This is a genomic window from Xanthomonas cucurbitae (assembly GCF_002939885.1).
In the GTDB taxonomy this organism is placed as follows: domain Bacteria; phylum Pseudomonadota; class Gammaproteobacteria; order Xanthomonadales; family Xanthomonadaceae; genus Xanthomonas; species Xanthomonas cucurbitae.
The window spans coordinates 31,012-45,910 of sequence record NZ_MDED01000025.1 but is presented as its reverse complement, the minus strand read 5'-3'; the positions used below and the strand labels follow the sequence as shown (position 1 = coordinate 45,910).

Sequence of the window (14,899 nt, the reverse complement as noted above, 5' to 3'; positions counted from 1 at the left end):
TGCAGGAGCGTGACGATGCCGGCGACTGCGCGCCACCCTGGTTGTGCGCAATGCCTGTGGGGGGGCGCCGCGCTCGGCCAGGACCAACGATGCACCCGGCTGGGCGCCGAGTGCGGCGTAGCTGGCAGCGCGACGCCCGCTGTAGTTACCAGCCGGCCAACGTCAGCTTGCCGATGGTGCTGCCGCTTTCCAGCCGTCGATGTGCCTCGCGCAGGGTGTCGGCATTGATGGGGGACAAGGTGTCGGTATGCGTCGTGCGCAGCTCGCCGGCATCGATCAGGCTCGCCACGCGGTTGAGGATGCGGTGCTGTTCGACCATGTCGTCGGTGGCATAACGTGCGCGCGCGAACATCAGCTCCCAATGGATGCCGATGCACTTGGATTTGTACGGGTCGCCAATCGCCAGCGGGCCGCTCGGTTCAACGATCAGGCCCACATGCCCCTGCGGTGCCAGCACCTCGCCCAACTGTTGCCAGTAGCGGTCGGTATCGGCCAGGTTGAGTGCCGCGTCCACTGTCTGTAGCCCAAGCGCCTGTAGTTGCGGCTGCAGCGGTTGATGATGGTCGATGACGTGGTGCGCGCCCATCTGCCGCACCCATTCAATGCTTTCCGGGCGCGAGGCGGTGGCGATCACCGTAAAGCCGGCATGCCGGGCCAGCTGGATCGCGATCGACCCCACACCGCCGGCGCCACCGACGATCAACAACGGCCTGCCGCGATTGCGCGCGCCATCGAAGGTGAACGGCATGCGCTGGAACAGCAATTCCCACGCGGTGAGCGTGGTCAACGGCAGCGCCGCGGCCTGGGCAAAGCTCAGCGAGGTGGGCTTGCAGCCGGCGATGCGCGCATCCACCAGCTGGTATTGCGCGTTGCTGCCGGGGCGCCCGATGTCGCCGGCGTAATAGACCTCGTCGCCCACCGCGAAGGCGGTGACCTCCGGACCGACCGCCTCGATCACCCCCGCCGCGTCGTAGCCCAGGATCTTCGGTGCCTGCAGCGGCTGGGGCTTGGGGGCGCGCACCTTGGTGTCGACCGGGTTGACCGAGACCGCCTCCACGCGGACCAGCAGGTCATGGCCCGAGGGCGGCTGCGGCGCGGCGAGCTCCATGTCCAGCAACGAGTCGGGGTCATCGATCGGGAGGTGGCGGGTGAGGACGACAGCTTTCATCGGGACACTCCTGGTGGGGAGGTTCAGGGTGCGTTGTGCGGTAAGTCCGCTGCAACCACCGGCGCGCTGATTCATGTCTGAAGCGGCCTGGCGTTCACCAATGTGGTGAAGCAATAGCAAGCGCCGGTCGCCGCGGAGCTGGCACCATCCCCACGGCGGGTATCCGATTGGGCTGCCATTCAGAGGGGGTAAATGCGTGAACTGGGGACTCGGTCCTTTTCTTCATCAAGCTGTATACGTAATATCCGCAAGCGTCGCATGGGCTGGCGATTGCTTTCACATGTTATATGACCGTTAACGCGATCTTCACCGAGGCCGGCTTAATCTGCGCCCCGATGGCTCTGGATGTGACGAGCATCTTTACCAAGAACACCGCCTCTATCGGTTTTATCTCCCAAAGAAGGAGCTGTATAAATGAACAAGAAAATTCTCACTGCCGCGTTGCTCGGCGGTCTGGCGGTTGCCCAGGCTGCGTCCGCGCAGGAGTTCGATGACCGTTGGTACCTGACCGGTGGCGCTGGCTTCAACTTCCAGGACAACGATCGTCTGACCAACGATGCACCGTTCGTCACCCTGGGCCTGGGCAAGTTTGTCAGCCCGAACTGGTCGCTCGATGGTGAGCTGAACTACCAGAACCCGAACTTCGACGCCAACCAGGACCAGAACTGGAGCCAGTACGGCATCTCGTTCGACCTGCGTCGCCACTTCGTGCAAGAAGGCCGCGGCTGGAACCCGTACCTGCTGTTCGGCCTGGGCTATCAGCGTTCGGAAGAAGAATTCAACAGCGGCACCGCAGTGTCGCCGGGTCAGCGTAAGGACGGCAACTTCGCCGCCAAGGCTGGCGTCGGTCTGCAGACCACCTTCGACAAGCGCGTTGCCGTGCGTGCCGAACTGGCCTACCGCGCCGACTTCGACGACCAGAGCATTGCTGCTCCGCGGGAAGACTGGTTCGGCGACGTGCTGGCTTCGGTCGGCGTCGTGATTCCGCTGGGACCGGCTCCGGCCACCGCACCGCCGCCGGCTCCGGCTCCGGTTGCTCCGAGCTGCGCCGACCTGGATGACGACGGCGACGGCGTCAACAACTGCGACGACAAGTGCCCGGCTTCGCAGCCTGGCCAGACCATCGGTCCGGACGGCTGCCCGGTGCCGGTGTCGATCGACCTGAAGGGCGTGAACTTCGACTTCAACAAGTCGACCCTGCGTCCGGATGCCGTGTCGATCCTGAGCGAAGCGACCGAGATCCTGAAGCGTTACCCCGACCTGAAGGTCGAGGTTGCCGGTCACACCGACTCGAAGGGTACCGACGCGTACAACCAGAAGCTGTCCGAGCGTCGTGCGACCACCGTGTATGACTACCTGACCAAGAACGGCGTCGATGCGTCGCGTCTGGTCGGCCCGATCGGCTACGGCGAGAGCCGTCCGATTGCTCCGAACGCCAACCCGGATGGTTCGGACAATCCGGAAGGCCGTGCGAAGAACCGTCGTACCGAGCTGAACGTCCAGAACTGATTGGACCGCTAGCTTTGCTGCACACAAAACCCGGCCTCGCGCCGGGTTTTGTCTATGTGCGATCCGAAACACCTCCGAATCCTTGTGCACACGGGCAGCCAATCTGTCTGTGTTGCCCTCCCGGCACGGTTCCGGTTGAAACAGCGTTCATCGCTGCCTACACTCGCCGCGTCGACACCACACTTTGACTGGAAGAACTCACGATGCTGCGTACCGCTACGGCAGGACTGCTCTGTTTCGCTTTGATTCCCGCCGCCTACGCCGCTCCGAACTGCGCCGGCAGCGCGGTGTCCCAGCCGCTGCCGTTGCCCGCGACCGTGATTGCGCCGGCGGCTGCCGAGTTCTACACCCGCAGCGTGCAACTGGGCATGCCGACTGGCGTGCTGGCCCAGCCGTCTGGCGGCGAGCAATCGGTGGACCGCGTGTTGCTGCGCCTGCGCGTGGAAGGCTGCCAGGACGTGGCCAAGGTGATTCCGCCGGGCGGCACCGTCAACCCGAACGATCCGGCGGCCTACAAGGCCACCACCGCCTTCGACAACACCCCGTGGCGCTTCGACATGAGCCAGAACGGCAAGCGCATGACCGCCGAAGAATTCGACGCCTGGATGAAGGCGCGTGGCGTGCGCGTGGTCAAGGCGCGTCCGGCTCCCGGCGCGCCCGCGCCTGCGGTCGCACCCGCAGCGCCTGCGGCCGACGCCAAGCCGGTCGAGAACAAGTAAGCCACGCGGTCGGGACAGCATGACCCGGCGGCCCCCGCCGGCCACGTCCCGGCCTCGTACGCATGGCCCGGCCTTGCCGCCGCGTGCCGAGCGTGCGTCCACCGCCGCGCAGGGCAGCTCCGCGCCGCGGCATGGGTTGGCGCGGGTGCTGTCCAAGCTGGGCGTATGCTCGCGGACCGAGGCGACACGTTGGATCGCCGATGGGCGGGTCAGCGTCGATGGACGGGTGGTCGGCGACCCCGAATTCCCGATCCGCACCGATCGCCAGGCGGCCATCCGCATCGATGGCCAACCGCTGGCCGGGCCGTCGCGGGTGTATCTGATGCTCAACAAGCCGCGCGGGGTGGTTACCACGGTGCGCGACGAGCAGGGCAGGGACACCGTGTACCGCTGTTTCGATGGCGCCGGCCTGCCGTGGATCGCCCCGGTCGGGCGTCTGGACAAGGCCAGCGAAGGTCTGTTGCTGTTCAGTAACGACCCGCAATGGGCGGCGGCGGTGACCGACCCCGCCAGCGGGCCGGACAAGACCTATCACGTACAGATCGACTGCCGCCCGGATGCCGGGCAGCTGGCGCAGTTGCGCGCGGGGGTGATCGACCCGGATCCGGACGGCGATGGCGCTCTATTGCGCGCCAGGCAGGTCGGCGTGCTGCGCGAAGGCGAGCGCAATGCCTGGCTGGAAATCGTGCTGGACGAAGGCCGTAACCGGCAGATCCGCCGGTTGCTGGCGGCCGTGGACATCGGCGTGCTGCGGCTGGTGCGCGTGGCGATCGGGCCACTGCCGATGGGGGAGTTGGCCAAGGGCGCCTGGCGGTTGCTCAGTGCGGCGGAAGTCCTGGCGCTGACGCCGGGTCGCGCCAGCGTGCCAGGCGGGCGCTGAGCAAGGCGCTGACCACTTCCACCGCGCGTGCGTCGCCGGCGCCATTGGCGTCATGGCGGCGGCCCTTGGCGTGATTGCAGCCGGCACAGGCCAGCGCCAGATTGCGCGCGTCGTTGGGGTCGTCGCCCACCCGTAGGCATAAACCGGCTGCGGCGCGGCGACCGAACCAGGCCTGCGGCACGATGTGTTCGAGCGTGGTATGCCCCAGCGGCTCGCCATCGACACCGATGCGCAGACGGCGACGGCAATGCAGGCAGCGGGTTTCCCAGCTGCCGTCCAGCCACTGCGCCTGCGCATCGGTGCGCGCCGCGAGCAGGAGCCGTTGGCGAAGCACTGTCCGCATGCTCAGGTCTTGATGACGTGCAGTTCGCGGCCGATCTTGATGAAGGCGTCGATGGCCTGATCCAGCTGCGCGCGGGTGTGCGCAGCACTGATCTGGGTGCGGATGCGCGCCTGCCCCTTGGGCACCACCGGGAAGAAGAAACCGATGGCGTAGATGCCTTCTTCCAGCAGGCGCTCGGCAAATTTTTGCGCCAGCGGCGCGTCGTAGAGCATCACCGGGCTGATCGGGTGCACGCCGGGCTTGAGGTCGAAGCCGGCTGCGGTCATGCGTTCGCGGAAGTAGCGGGTGTTCTTCACCAACTGCGAGCGCAACTCGCCGGCCGCGTCCAGCATCTCGAAGGCCTTGATGCCGGCAGCCACCACATGCGGCGGCAGCGAATTGGAGAACAGATAGGGGCGCGAGCGCTGGCGCAGCAGTTCGATCACTTCGCGCCTGGCGGTGGTGAAGCCGCCCAGTGCGCCGCCCATGGCCTTGCCCAGCGTGCCGGTGAAGATGTCGATCTGGTCCAGCACGCCCTTGACCTCGGCCGAGCCGCGGCCGGTGGCGCCCAGGAAGCCGGTGGCGTGGCATTCGTCGATATGCACCAGCGCGTTGTACTTGCGGGCCAGGGCGGTGATCTGGTCCAGCGGGGCGATGAAGCCGTCCATGGAGAACACGCCGTCGCTGGTGATGAGCTTGGTCTTGCAACCGGCTGCATCGGCGGCCTGCAGCTGTGCTTCCAGGTCGGCCATGTCGCAGTTGGCGTAGCGGAAGCGCCTGGCCTTGCACAGGCGCACGCCGTCGATGATGGAGGCGTGGTTGAGTGCGTCGGAAATGATGGCGTCGTGCTCACCGAGCAGCGGTTCGAACAGGCCGCCGTTGGCGTCAAAGCAGGCGGCATAGAGGATGGTGTCCTCGGTGCCGAAGAACGTGGCGATGGTGCGTTCGAGCTGCTTGTGCAGGTCCTGCGTGCCGCAGATGAAGCGCACCGAGGCCATGCCGAAGCCGTGGCTGTCCAGCGCATCCTTGGCGGCCTGGATGATGTCTGGGTGGTCGGCCAGGCCAAGATAGTTGTTGGCGCAGAAGTTCAGCACGCTGCGGCCATCGGCCAGCGTGATCCGTGCCGACTGCGGGCCGGTGATGATGCGCTCGGACTTGAACAGGCCCTGCGACTGGATGGTGTCCAGCTCGGCGGCGTAGTGGGCGGTGAGCGCGGCAGGCGGACGGGTCATGGCGGTCGCAGTGGCAGGGAAGAAGCGCAATCTTAACGATCACCATGCCATACCACTACGTCATGCAGAATCGGCATAAGCAGCAGTGCGGATGTTATTTCACCGTCCGCGTGACGCTGCGCAGCATGGCATGCTTGCTGTTCAGCCGTGCCCCCGGCCAGGAGATCGTTGTGACACACCCCCGCTTCCGTCTTGTTTCCCTCGTCTGCATTCTGCTGGCCCTGGCCGGCCCGGCGGGCGCACGCGACATCGGGCTGCTCAATGTGAGCTACGACCCCACCCGCGAGTTCTACCGCGACTTCAACACCGCGTTCGCGGCGCAGTGGAAACACCAGCACCCGCAGGACACGGTCACCGTGGAGACCTCGCACGGCGGGTCCGGCAAGCAGGCGCGCGCGGTCATCGATGGCATCGAGGCGGATGTGGTGACCCTGGCGCTGGCCTACGACGTGGATGCGATCGCGCAGAAGGCCAAGCTGATCGACAGCAATTGGGAACAACGGCTGCCGGACAATAGCGCGCCGTACACTTCCACCATCGTGTTCCTGGTGCGCAAGGGCAACCCGAAGAACATCCAGGACTGGCCCGACCTGCTGCGTTCGGGGGTCGCGGTGGTGACGCCCAACCCGAAGACCTCCGGTGGCGCGCGCTGGAATTATCTGGCCGCCTGGGCGTATGCCGACCACATTTTCAAGGGCGACCGCGAGCGCATCCTGCGCTATATGCAGGCGCTGTTCCGCAACGTGCCGGTGCTCGATACCGGTGCGCGCGGGGCTACCACCACCTTCGTCCAGCGCGGCATCGGCGACGTGCTGCTGGCCTGGGAAAACGAGGCGCTGCTGGCGCGCGAGGAACTGGGCAAGGACAAGTTCGAGATCGTGGTGCCCAAGCTGTCGATCCTGGCCGAGCCGTCGGTGGCGCTGGTGGACAAGAATGTCGACCGGCATGGCACGCGCGAGGTGGCCGAGGCCTACCTGCGTTATCTGTATGCGCCGGAAGGCCAGAAACTGGCGACCAGACATTTCTATCGCCCGCGTCATCCGGAGTTTGCCGACCCGGCAGATATGGCTCGCTTCCCTGACATCAAGCTGGTGACCATCCAGCAGGCATTCGGGTCCTGGGACAAGGCGCAGCAGGAGCACTTCGCCGACGGCGGCCTGTTCGACCAGATCCAGGCCAAGAAATAGCCATGCAGGCATCGGTTGCATCCCGCCCGGTGTCGCCATCGCGCCGACGCGTGATGCCGGGGTTGGGTCTGAGCCTGGGCATCACCCTGACCTGGCTCGGCCTGATCGTGCTGATTCCGCTGCTGGGTATCTTCATCAAGACCAGCGGGCTGGGGTGGGATGGCCTGTGGCAGGTGTGGAGCCAGCCACGCGTGCTGTCGGCGTTGCAGGTGAGCTTCGGCACCGCGCTGGTGGCCGGTGCGTTCAACGCGGTGATGGGCACCTGGGTGGCCTGGGTCTTCGTGCGCTACCGCTTCCCGGGCAAGCGCTTGCTCGATGCGGTGATCGATTTGCCGTTCGCGCTGCCTACTGCGGTGGCCGGCATCGCGTTGACCGCGCTGTATGGCGGCAACGGCTGGATCGGGCGTTGGCTGGAAGCGGCCGGCATCAAGGTGGCCTATACCCAGCTGGGGATCGTGCTGGCGCTGGTGTTCGTGGGCCTGCCGTTCGTGGTGCGGGTGGTGCAGCCGGTGCTGGCCGAAAGCGATCGTGAAGTGGAAGCCGCCGCCGCCACGCTGGGCGCCTCGCGCTGGCAGACGGTGCGGCGGGTGGTGCTGCCGGGGCTGTGGCCGGCTGTGCTGACCGGCTTCGCACTGGCCTTCGCGCGCGGGGTGGGCGAGTACGGGTCGGTGATCTTCATCGCCGGCAACCTGCCCAACGCCACCGAGATCGCGCCGCTGCTGATTACCATCCGGCTGGAAGAATTCGACTACGCCGGCGCCACCGCGATCGCCGCAGCGATGCTGTTGCTGTCGCTGGTGATCCTGCTGGTGGTCAACACGTTGCAGGCACGCCTGTTGCGCTATCAACCGAGGCCGGCATGACGGATGCTGTTTCCTCGTTGCCCTCGATGCCGCAGACCCGTGCGATGACCGAGCAGGCGCGCCGCATCACCGATTCGGCCACCAACGAGCCGCGCTGGGTGCAGTGGCTGATGATCCTGGGCGCAGTGGCATTTCTGCTGGCGTTCCTGCTGCTGCCGCTGGTGCTGGTGTTTGCCGAAGCACTGCGCGGCGGCTGGGAGACCTTCCTGCGCGCGGTGGTCGACCCGGATGCGCTGTCGGCAATCAAGCTGACGCTGCTGGTCACCGCCTTCGTGCTGCCGTTGAACCTGGTGTTCGGCGTGGCGGCCGCGTGGGCGGTGAGCAAGCACCAGTTCCGCGGCAAGCGCCTGCTGGTCAGCCTGATCGACCTGCCGTTTTCGGTGTCGCCGGTGGTGGCGGGGTTGATCTTCGTGCTGATCTTCGGCCGCAGCGGCTGGGCGTGGCCGTTGATCGACGAAGGCTGGCGGCTGCAATTGCCGGTGCTGGGCGAGACCTTGATCCAGTTGCCGCGGATCGTGTTCGCGCTGCCGGGCATCGTGTTGGCGACGACCTTCGTCACCTTTCCGTTCATCGCACGCGAGCTGATGCCGCTGATGGAGCAGCAGGGCAGCGACGAGGAACTGGCCGCGCTGAGCCTGGGCGCCAACGGCTGGCAGATGTTCTGGCGGGTGACGCTGCCCAATATCCGCTGGGGCCTGTTGTATGGGGTGCTGCTGTGCGCGGCGCGGGCGATGGGCGAGTTCGGCGCGGTGTCGGTGGTGTCCGGGCATATCCGCGGGCGCACCAATACGCTGCCGCTGCACGTGGAAATCCTCTACAACGAATACGCCTACAGCGCGGCATTCGCCTGCGCCTCGCTGCTGGCATTGACCGCGCTGCTGACGCTGGCGCTGAAGACGTACCTGGAATGGCGGCACGGCGATTCGCTGGCCGCCAACCACCGCCACTGAGGTCACCATGGGCATCCGTATCCACCGCCTGCGCAAGCAGTTCGAGAGTTTCACCGCACTGGACGACATCAGCCTGGACGTGCGTCAGGGCGAGCTGCTGGCGTTGCTGGGGCCGTCCGGGTCGGGCAAGACCACCCTGCTGCGGATCATGGCCGGGCTAGAGCACGCCGATGGCGGGCAGGTGCTGTTCGGCGACGAGGACGCCACCCGCATGAGCGTGCAATCGCGCAGGGTCGGCTTCGTATTCCAGCACTACGCGTTGTTCAAGCACATGGACGTGTTCGAGAACATCGCCTTCGGGCTGCGCGTGCGGCGCGGCAACGCCCGCTGGGACCAAGCGCGGATCCGTGCGCGGGTGGAAGAACTGCTGGTGCTGGTGCAGCTGCAGGGGCTGGAGCAGCGCTATCCCACCCAGTTGTCCGGTGGCCAGCGGCAGCGGGTCGCATTGGCGCGCGCCCTGGCGATCGAGCCGCGCGTGCTGTTGCTGGACGAGCCATTCGGTGCGCTGGATGCGCAGGTGCGCCGCGACCTGCGGCGCTGGCTGCGTGCGTTGCACGAGCGCACCGGCCTGACCACGGTGTTCGTGACCCACGACCAGGAAGAGGCGCTGGAGCTGGCCGACCGGGTCGCCATCCTCAACCGTGGGCGTATCGAACAGCTCGACACCCCGGCGGTGATCTACGACACGCCGGCCTCGCCGTTCGTGTATTCCTTCGTGGGGGCGGTGAACCGCATTCCCGGCATACTGGAACAGGGGCAGATCCAGGTGGCCGGCCACGCCTTGCCGGCAGCCAATGCCGCGCTGGCTGCCGGGCCCGTGGACGTCTATGTGCGGCCCGAGGATCTGGTGCCCGATGACGCCGGCTGGCCGGCCACGGTGGCCTGGTCGCAGCGCAGCGGCCCACGGCTGCGGCTGCGCGCCAGGCTGCAGCCGGCCGGTAACGAGGTGGAAGTGGAACTGCCTGCCTCGGCCGGGGGCTTCCAGCCGGGCCAGCAGCTGCGGCTGGCGGCGCGGCACTATGGTGTCTTTCCGGCCTGAGCAATGGCCGGGTCGCGCGGGCAGTGAGCGGGCGCGGACAACGGGGCAGGAGGGAGCGATTCGTGGTGCCCATGGTAGCCACGACGCGCAGGTCAAGATTCCGCGCGCCCAGTCGATGACATGGCGAGTCGATCTGCACTGGATCGGGAACAAAATGCGCGCTGGATCAAGCGATCACGCAATGTATGTTGCAGTGCAGCGATGGTTCGTTTAAGTAGGTACTGCAGACCTCGCTTCGCTCTGTTCGACTTCTCTGCGCTCCAGGAGATGCCCATGACGCCGTTCCCGCTTGCCTGCTGTCTGTCGTTGCTGTTGTGCGGTGTCGCGCCGCCGGTACTGGCCCAGGACGACGGTCCGCCGGCGCCCGTGCTCAGCGGCACCTTCGCGGTCACCAGCGATTACCTGTTCCGCGGCATTTCCCAGACCAACGAAGGCCCTGCCTTCCAGGCCGGGCTGACCTATACGCTGCCCAGTGGCCTGTACATGGGCGCCTGGGGATCCAATGTGGATTCCACCACCAGCGATCCGAACTGGGAAGTGGACGGCTTCGTCGGCTACAACACCAACCTTGGCAGTCGCTGGAATGTGGACGTGTTGGTGAACCGCTACCAATACCTGGGTGCGCGCGCGTCTGACTACGCCGAGTTGATTACCAAGACCACCTTCCTCAAGACCTACAGCCTGACGCTTGCCTATACCAACGATCTGTATGGGTCAGGGACCGATGGTTATTACTACGCAGTAGATGCCCGCTGGGCGCTGCCACATGACTTCACCATCGGCGCGCATGCCGGACACAGCATCTACACCTCGGCATTGCGCAAGGTGGATCACGACTACAACGACTTTGGCGTGAACGTGGGCAAGACGTTCGGGCCGCTGGGGCTGAGCGTGGGCTATTACGACACCAGCGAAGCGGCCGAATTCGGTTTTGGGCCGCAGAATTCGCAGAACCATCTGGTGGCGACCGCCACGGTCGCCTGGCCGTGAGGTGCGCCGGCCAGCACTGGCTGCTGGCGTTGCCAGCGGTCAGATGCGGCGTGCACGGCGGCAATGCGATACGTGTCGCCCAGGCCATGGACGAGTGACGCCAAGGTCGAAGGCGGCGCCCAGCGCACACGCAGAAGGCGCCCTGGGGCGCCTTCTGCGTGTGGACGGATCAGTTCCAGCTCAGGACCACCTTGCCGGCCTTGCCTTCTTCCATCAGCTCGAAGCCCTTCTGGAAATCGTCGATCGGCATCTGGTGGGTGAGCACCTTCTGCAGCGGGAAACCCGACAACACCAGCTGGGTCATCTTGTACCAGGTCTCGTACATCTTGCGGCCGTAGATGCCCTGCACGGTAAGACCCTTGAAGATGATCTTGTCCCAGTCGCAACCGGCGCCGCGCGGCATGATGCCGAGCATGGCGATCTTGCCGCCGTGGTACATGCAGTCGAGCATGTCGTTGAAGGCGCGCGGGTTGCCGCTCATTTCCAGGCCCACGTCGAAGCCTTCCATGTGCAGGTCCTTCATCACCTCCTTCAACGAGGTGTTGGACACGTTGACCACGCGGGTGGCGCCCATGTCGGCGGCCAGCTTGAGACGGAAATCGTTGACGTCGGTGACCACCACGTTGCGCGCACCGATGTGCTTGCAGATGCCGGCGGCAATGATGCCGATCGGACCGGCGCCGGTAATCAGCACGTCCTCGCCGATGACGTCGAACTCCAGCGCGCAATGCGCGGCATTGCCGTACGGGTCGAAGAATGCGGCCAGTTCGGAGGGAATCTGGTCCGGGATCGGCCACAGGTTACTCGCCGGCATCACCATGTATTCGGCAAAGGCGCCGTTGACGTTGACGCCGATGCCCACCGTATTGGGGCACAGGTGCGGCCGGCCGCCGCGGCAATTGCGGCAGTGGCCGCAGACGATGTGGCCTTCGGCCGAGACGCGTTGACCCACCTGATAACCGGTCACCGCCGAACCGAGCTCGGCCACGCGGCCGACGAATTCATGGCCGATGGTCAGGCCGGGGGTGATGGTGCGCTGGCTCCATTCGTCCCACAGGTAGATGTGCAGATCGGTGCCGCAGATGGCGGTCTTTTCCAGCTTAATCAGCACCTCGTTGGGGCCGGGGGTGGGAACCGGTACCTGCTCCATCCAGATTCCTTTTGCCGCATCGCGCTTGACCAGCGCCTTCATCGTCTGCGCCATATGGCGAGGCCTGCTAAGTGAAATAAGTCCGCAATTATATGCCCGATGCCGCATCCGCCATGCGGCAGTGCAGGACGGTCGCCCACGTCGATCCGGCGCCTGCCGGGCGACGGAGCAGGCGGTGTACGTGCGGGCGCACGCGCCGGACAGGGGGCGACTTCGCGCGCTGCCCCCATCCGCCCTTCGGGCACCTTCCCCCGCATGCGGGAGAAGGGTGGTGCGCAGTGCCGGATGGAGGTCGCCACCGCCTTCACCCTTCTCCCGCACGCGGGAGAAGGTGGCGCGCAGCGCCGGATGGAGGTCACCACCGCCTTCACCCTTCTCCCGCATGCGGGAGAAGGTGGCGCGCAGCGCCGGATGAGGGGGACGACCTGCAGATGCTCAGAACTTCACATCCAGGCTCAGGAAGGTCTGCCGCGGTGCGCCGACCACCATGGTCTGGTTGTAGCCATCCGGATCGGAAGCGACATAGCCGTTGGTGCCGGTGCTGGCGAAGTAGCGCTTGTCGGTGAGGTTGGTGACATTGAGCGCCAGGCCCACATCCTGTGCCGGACCCACGCGGCCGAAGTCGTAGCGCGCACCGGCGTTGAACAGCCAGTACGAGGGAACCTGCGAGTCGTTGAGGAAGGTGATGTAGCGCTTGTCCACGTACTTGCCGTCCAGGTCCAGGCGCAGGTTGCCGACCTGGTAGCTGGCGCTGGAGGAGAACATCAGTGCCGGGATGCCGACCACGTCCTTGCCAGCGGTGGCAACCACGCCGTTGTTGAGGTAGTTGTCCTGGTAGCGCGAGCGATTCCACGACAGCGAGTTCAACCAGCTCAGGCCTTCGACCGGGCGCCACATCAGCGCCAGGTCGGCACCGGCGCTATGCACGGCGCCGACGTTGCTCAGGATCGCCGCGCAGGTCTGCACCGCGCTGCACGGCGAGGTGGTCAGCAGACGATTGGAAAACTTGGTGAAGTAGGCATCGGCCGAAAGCTGGAACTGCGCGTCCTGCACGCGGTAGCCCACCTGCACGGTCTGCGATTGTTCCGGCTCCAGCGTGGAGCGGCTGCGGTCGAACGCGGCCTGCGAGGTGGCGAACGGCGTGAAACCGAACGCAGCGATGTTCTTGCTGTAGGACGCGTAGATGTCTTGCTGCTCGTCGAGTTTGTAATTCACGCCCACCTGCGGCAGGAAGTTGTCCTCGGCGCTGATGCGGCCTTGCGCCAGTGCGGTGGTTGGCAACAGCGATTGCGCACGGGTGGTGGTGTCGAGTGCCTTTGCGCCGTAATTCAACGTGAATCGATCATCGAGCAGACGCACGGTGTCCTGCAGGTACAGCATGCGGGTCTGGGTGGTGTAGCGCTGCAGGAAGTCGCGGCGGAACGGGGTCTGTGCGTCGTACACGTTGTACAGCGAGGTATAGCCCTCGTTACCAAGCGCAAAATAGTTGCGGCTCTGCGTGGTGCGGGCATTTTCTACCCACATGCCGGCTTCCAGATCGTGATTGCCCCATGACCACTTCAATGCGCTGGTGCCGCCGAAACGATCCAGGCCGTAATCGGTGGTACGCATGGATAGCGGAATCTGCGCCGAGGTCACCACGTACGGCGTCACCCACTGCCCCTCGCCCCGATTGCCGTGGTAGTACCCGGTGGTATCCAGGGTGGCGCCGCCGAACACGAAGGTACCCGACAGCCCGGCCAGATTGTCGCGACGCAGGCCGCCGCCGGCGTAGTAGCTGGCATCCAGCCAGCTGTAGTCGTTGGGTAGGCCGGCCAGCGATTGCGGATAGCCATTGGCCACGCCGCTGGTGGCGCCGGTAGTCTGGTAGGCGCGAGCCATCCGCACGGCGGTGGCCCAATCCGGCTGCAGATAATCGAAATCCCAGCCCAGCACACGCTGGCTGGTCAACGACAGGTCCATGTAGTCGTACTCCTTGCGCCGCGAGGTATCCAGCAACAGGCTCAGGCGATTGCCGTCACCCCACTGGTAGACGGTCTTGAGGTTGGCCTGTTCGGATTGTTGGTCGCCGAAGCCCTTCCACTTGTCGGTGCTGGCATTGGCGTAGGACAGGTACGCCGACAATCCATTGCGGTCGCCGGTGTCGGCGCGCACGAAGGTGCGGCGCGTTGCATCGCTGCCCACCGTCTGCACCAGCCGCGCACCGGGCGTGGTCTGCGGATCGGCCGAGTAGAACTGCATGGTGCCGCCGAGATTGGTGTTGGAGGCGGTGCCCAGCGCACCGGCGCCCTGGGCGATCTCCACCGAGCCGAGGTTTTCGGAAATGATGGCGCGGGTGATGTGCAGGCCGTTGGTGACGCCGTAACTCATGTTGCCCAGCGGAATGCCGTCGAGTGTATAGCCCAGGCGGCTCTGGTCGAAGCCGTGCAAGGTGACCTGCGCGGACCACTCGTAGGTGCCGAACGGATCGGCGGATTGAAACTGCACGCCCGGCAATTCTTCCACTGCCTTGAAGGGGCTGCTGCCTGGAGTCAGTTGTTCGATGTCCTGTTGGCTGATGCGCTGCACCTGGCGCGTGCTGCCTTGCGACACCACGTTGATCGCATCCAGGTCGGTGGCGTTGCCTGCGGCATCGACCACCGCGGCCGGGGCATCTGCAACGTCGGCAGCGACCGGGGCGGCGGCGTACGCCACGACGGGAAGCAGCGCGGCCAGGGCCAGCGCCAACGCAGTGACATCAAAACGACGAGCGGAAGTCATGGGGGAATCCTGTTCAAGCACGGCTGAGGGCGGACGCGCGGTGCAAGACCGGCGTTTCGCGACGCAGGGTGTCAATGGCTCATGAAACATTGATGACGGCCGCTGTCGCAAAACTGTCGTGGTCGGCGGC

At 65.7% G+C, this 14,899-nt stretch carries 13 protein-coding genes; 8 read left to right on the top strand and 5 right to left on the bottom strand.

Features of this window, described 5'->3' with window-relative positions; genetic code table 11:
- Positions 1–145: 145 nt before the first annotated feature.
- Complete coding sequence (locus XcuCFBP2542_RS13665; protein WP_104604100.1) at positions 146–1,168, bottom strand: zinc-binding alcohol dehydrogenase family protein; 1,023 nt, start codon at positions 1,166–1,168, stop codon at positions 146–148.
- A gap of 414 nt (positions 1,169–1,582) precedes the next feature.
- Here XcuCFBP2542_RS13665 and XcuCFBP2542_RS13660 point away from each other — a divergent pair, with 414 nt between their 5' ends.
- The 3 genes from XcuCFBP2542_RS13660 (at position 1,583) to XcuCFBP2542_RS13650 (ending at position 4,276) form a co-directional block, all read left to right on the top strand.
- Positions 1,583–2,677 carry an OmpA family protein gene (locus tag XcuCFBP2542_RS13660; protein ID WP_104604099.1) on the top strand — a complete coding sequence of 365 codons (1,095 nt, stop codon included), beginning with the start codon at positions 1,583–1,585 and terminating at the stop codon, positions 2,675–2,677.
- Between the two features lie 203 nt (positions 2,678–2,880).
- Complete coding sequence (locus tag XcuCFBP2542_RS13655) at positions 2,881–3,396, top strand: hypothetical protein (protein ID WP_104604098.1); 516 nt, start codon at positions 2,881–2,883, stop codon at positions 3,394–3,396.
- Between the two features lie 19 nt (positions 3,397–3,415).
- Positions 3,416–4,276 (top strand): pseudouridine synthase, encoded by an 861-nt coding sequence (locus tag XcuCFBP2542_RS13650; RefSeq protein ID WP_104604097.1) that lies wholly within the window; start codon positions 3,416–3,418, stop codon positions 4,274–4,276.
- Here XcuCFBP2542_RS13650 and XcuCFBP2542_RS13645 read toward each other — a convergent pair.
- Entirely contained in the window at positions 4,215–4,619 is a 405-nt protein-coding gene (locus XcuCFBP2542_RS13645) for an HNH endonuclease (protein WP_104604096.1), read from the bottom strand. The genes XcuCFBP2542_RS13650 and XcuCFBP2542_RS13645 overlap by 62 nt on opposite strands.
- 2 nt (positions 4,620–4,621) lie before the next feature.
- The gene (gene kbl / locus XcuCFBP2542_RS13640; RefSeq protein ID WP_104604095.1) at positions 4,622–5,830 is read right to left on the bottom strand and encodes a glycine C-acetyltransferase; all 1,209 of its coding nucleotides are present in this window, start codon (positions 5,828–5,830) and stop codon (positions 4,622–4,624) included.
- A 170-nt stretch (positions 5,831–6,000) separates the two neighbouring features.
- Here kbl and XcuCFBP2542_RS13635 point away from each other — a divergent pair, with 170 nt between their 5' ends.
- The 5 genes from XcuCFBP2542_RS13635 (at position 6,001) to XcuCFBP2542_RS13615 (ending at position 10,859) form a co-directional block, all read left to right on the top strand.
- The gene (locus XcuCFBP2542_RS13635; protein ID WP_104604119.1) at positions 6,001–7,017 is read left to right on the top strand and encodes a sulfate ABC transporter substrate-binding protein; all 1,017 of its coding nucleotides are present in this window, start codon (positions 6,001–6,003) and stop codon (positions 7,015–7,017) included.
- A 2-nt stretch (positions 7,018–7,019) separates the two neighbouring features.
- Entirely contained in the window at positions 7,020–7,880 is an 861-nt protein-coding gene (gene cysT / locus XcuCFBP2542_RS13630) for a sulfate ABC transporter permease subunit CysT (protein ID WP_104604094.1), read from the top strand.
- Positions 7,877–8,830: a sulfate ABC transporter permease subunit CysW gene (gene cysW, locus XcuCFBP2542_RS13625; RefSeq protein WP_104604093.1), complete on the top strand. Its 954-nt coding sequence runs from the start codon at positions 7,877–7,879 to the stop codon at positions 8,828–8,830. Before cysT ends, cysW begins: the two co-directional genes overlap by 4 nt.
- Before the next feature lie 7 nt (positions 8,831–8,837).
- Positions 8,838–9,869 carry a sulfate/molybdate ABC transporter ATP-binding protein gene (locus XcuCFBP2542_RS13620; protein WP_104604092.1) on the top strand — a complete coding sequence of 344 codons (1,032 nt, stop codon included), beginning with the start codon at positions 8,838–8,840 and terminating at the stop codon, positions 9,867–9,869.
- A 273-nt stretch (positions 9,870–10,142) separates the two neighbouring features.
- Positions 10,143–10,859 (top strand): TorF family putative porin, encoded by a 717-nt coding sequence (locus XcuCFBP2542_RS13615; RefSeq protein ID WP_104604091.1) that lies wholly within the window; start codon positions 10,143–10,145, stop codon positions 10,857–10,859.
- A 169-nt stretch (positions 10,860–11,028) separates the two neighbouring features.
- On the opposite strand, the gene tdh is transcribed toward XcuCFBP2542_RS13615, so the two are convergent.
- The gene (gene tdh / locus XcuCFBP2542_RS13610) at positions 11,029–12,063 is read right to left on the bottom strand and encodes an L-threonine 3-dehydrogenase (RefSeq protein ID WP_167526823.1); all 1,035 of its coding nucleotides are present in this window, start codon (positions 12,061–12,063) and stop codon (positions 11,029–11,031) included.
- 381 nt (positions 12,064–12,444) lie between these two features.
- Positions 12,445–14,859 (bottom strand): TonB-dependent receptor, encoded by a 2,415-nt coding sequence (locus XcuCFBP2542_RS13605; RefSeq protein ID WP_104604090.1) that lies wholly within the window; start codon positions 14,857–14,859, stop codon positions 12,445–12,447.
- Positions 14,860–14,899 lie beyond the last annotated feature (40 nt).

Coding starts and splice junctions, on each gene's coding strand:
- XcuCFBP2542_RS13665 (WP_104604100.1), bottom strand. CDS start 1,168: ATGAAAGCTGTCGTCCTCACCCGCCACCTCCCGATCGATGACCCCGAC.
- XcuCFBP2542_RS13660 (WP_104604099.1), top strand. CDS start 1,583: ATGAACAAGAAAATTCTCACTGCCGCGTTGCTCGGCGGTCTGGCGGTT.
- XcuCFBP2542_RS13655 (WP_104604098.1), top strand. CDS start 2,881: ATGCTGCGTACCGCTACGGCAGGACTGCTCTGTTTCGCTTTGATTCCC.
- XcuCFBP2542_RS13650 (WP_104604097.1), top strand. CDS start 3,416: ATGACCCGGCGGCCCCCGCCGGCCACGTCCCGGCCTCGTACGCATGGC.
- XcuCFBP2542_RS13645 (WP_104604096.1), bottom strand. CDS start 4,619: ATGCGGACAGTGCTTCGCCAACGGCTCCTGCTCGCGGCGCGCACCGAT.
- kbl (WP_104604095.1), bottom strand. CDS start 5,830: ATGACCCGTCCGCCTGCCGCGCTCACCGCCCACTACGCCGCCGAGCTG.
- cysT (WP_104604094.1), top strand. CDS start 7,020: ATGCAGGCATCGGTTGCATCCCGCCCGGTGTCGCCATCGCGCCGACGC.
- cysW (WP_104604093.1), top strand. CDS start 7,877: ATGACGGATGCTGTTTCCTCGTTGCCCTCGATGCCGCAGACCCGTGCG.
- XcuCFBP2542_RS13620 (WP_104604092.1), top strand. CDS start 8,838: ATGGGCATCCGTATCCACCGCCTGCGCAAGCAGTTCGAGAGTTTCACC.
- XcuCFBP2542_RS13615 (WP_104604091.1), top strand. CDS start 10,143: ATGACGCCGTTCCCGCTTGCCTGCTGTCTGTCGTTGCTGTTGTGCGGT.
- tdh (WP_167526823.1), bottom strand. CDS start 12,063: ATGGCGCAGACGATGAAGGCGCTGGTCAAGCGCGATGCGGCAAAAGGA.
- XcuCFBP2542_RS13605 (WP_104604090.1), bottom strand. CDS start 14,859: ATGTTTCATGAGCCATTGACACCCTGCGTCGCGAAACGCCGGTCTTGC.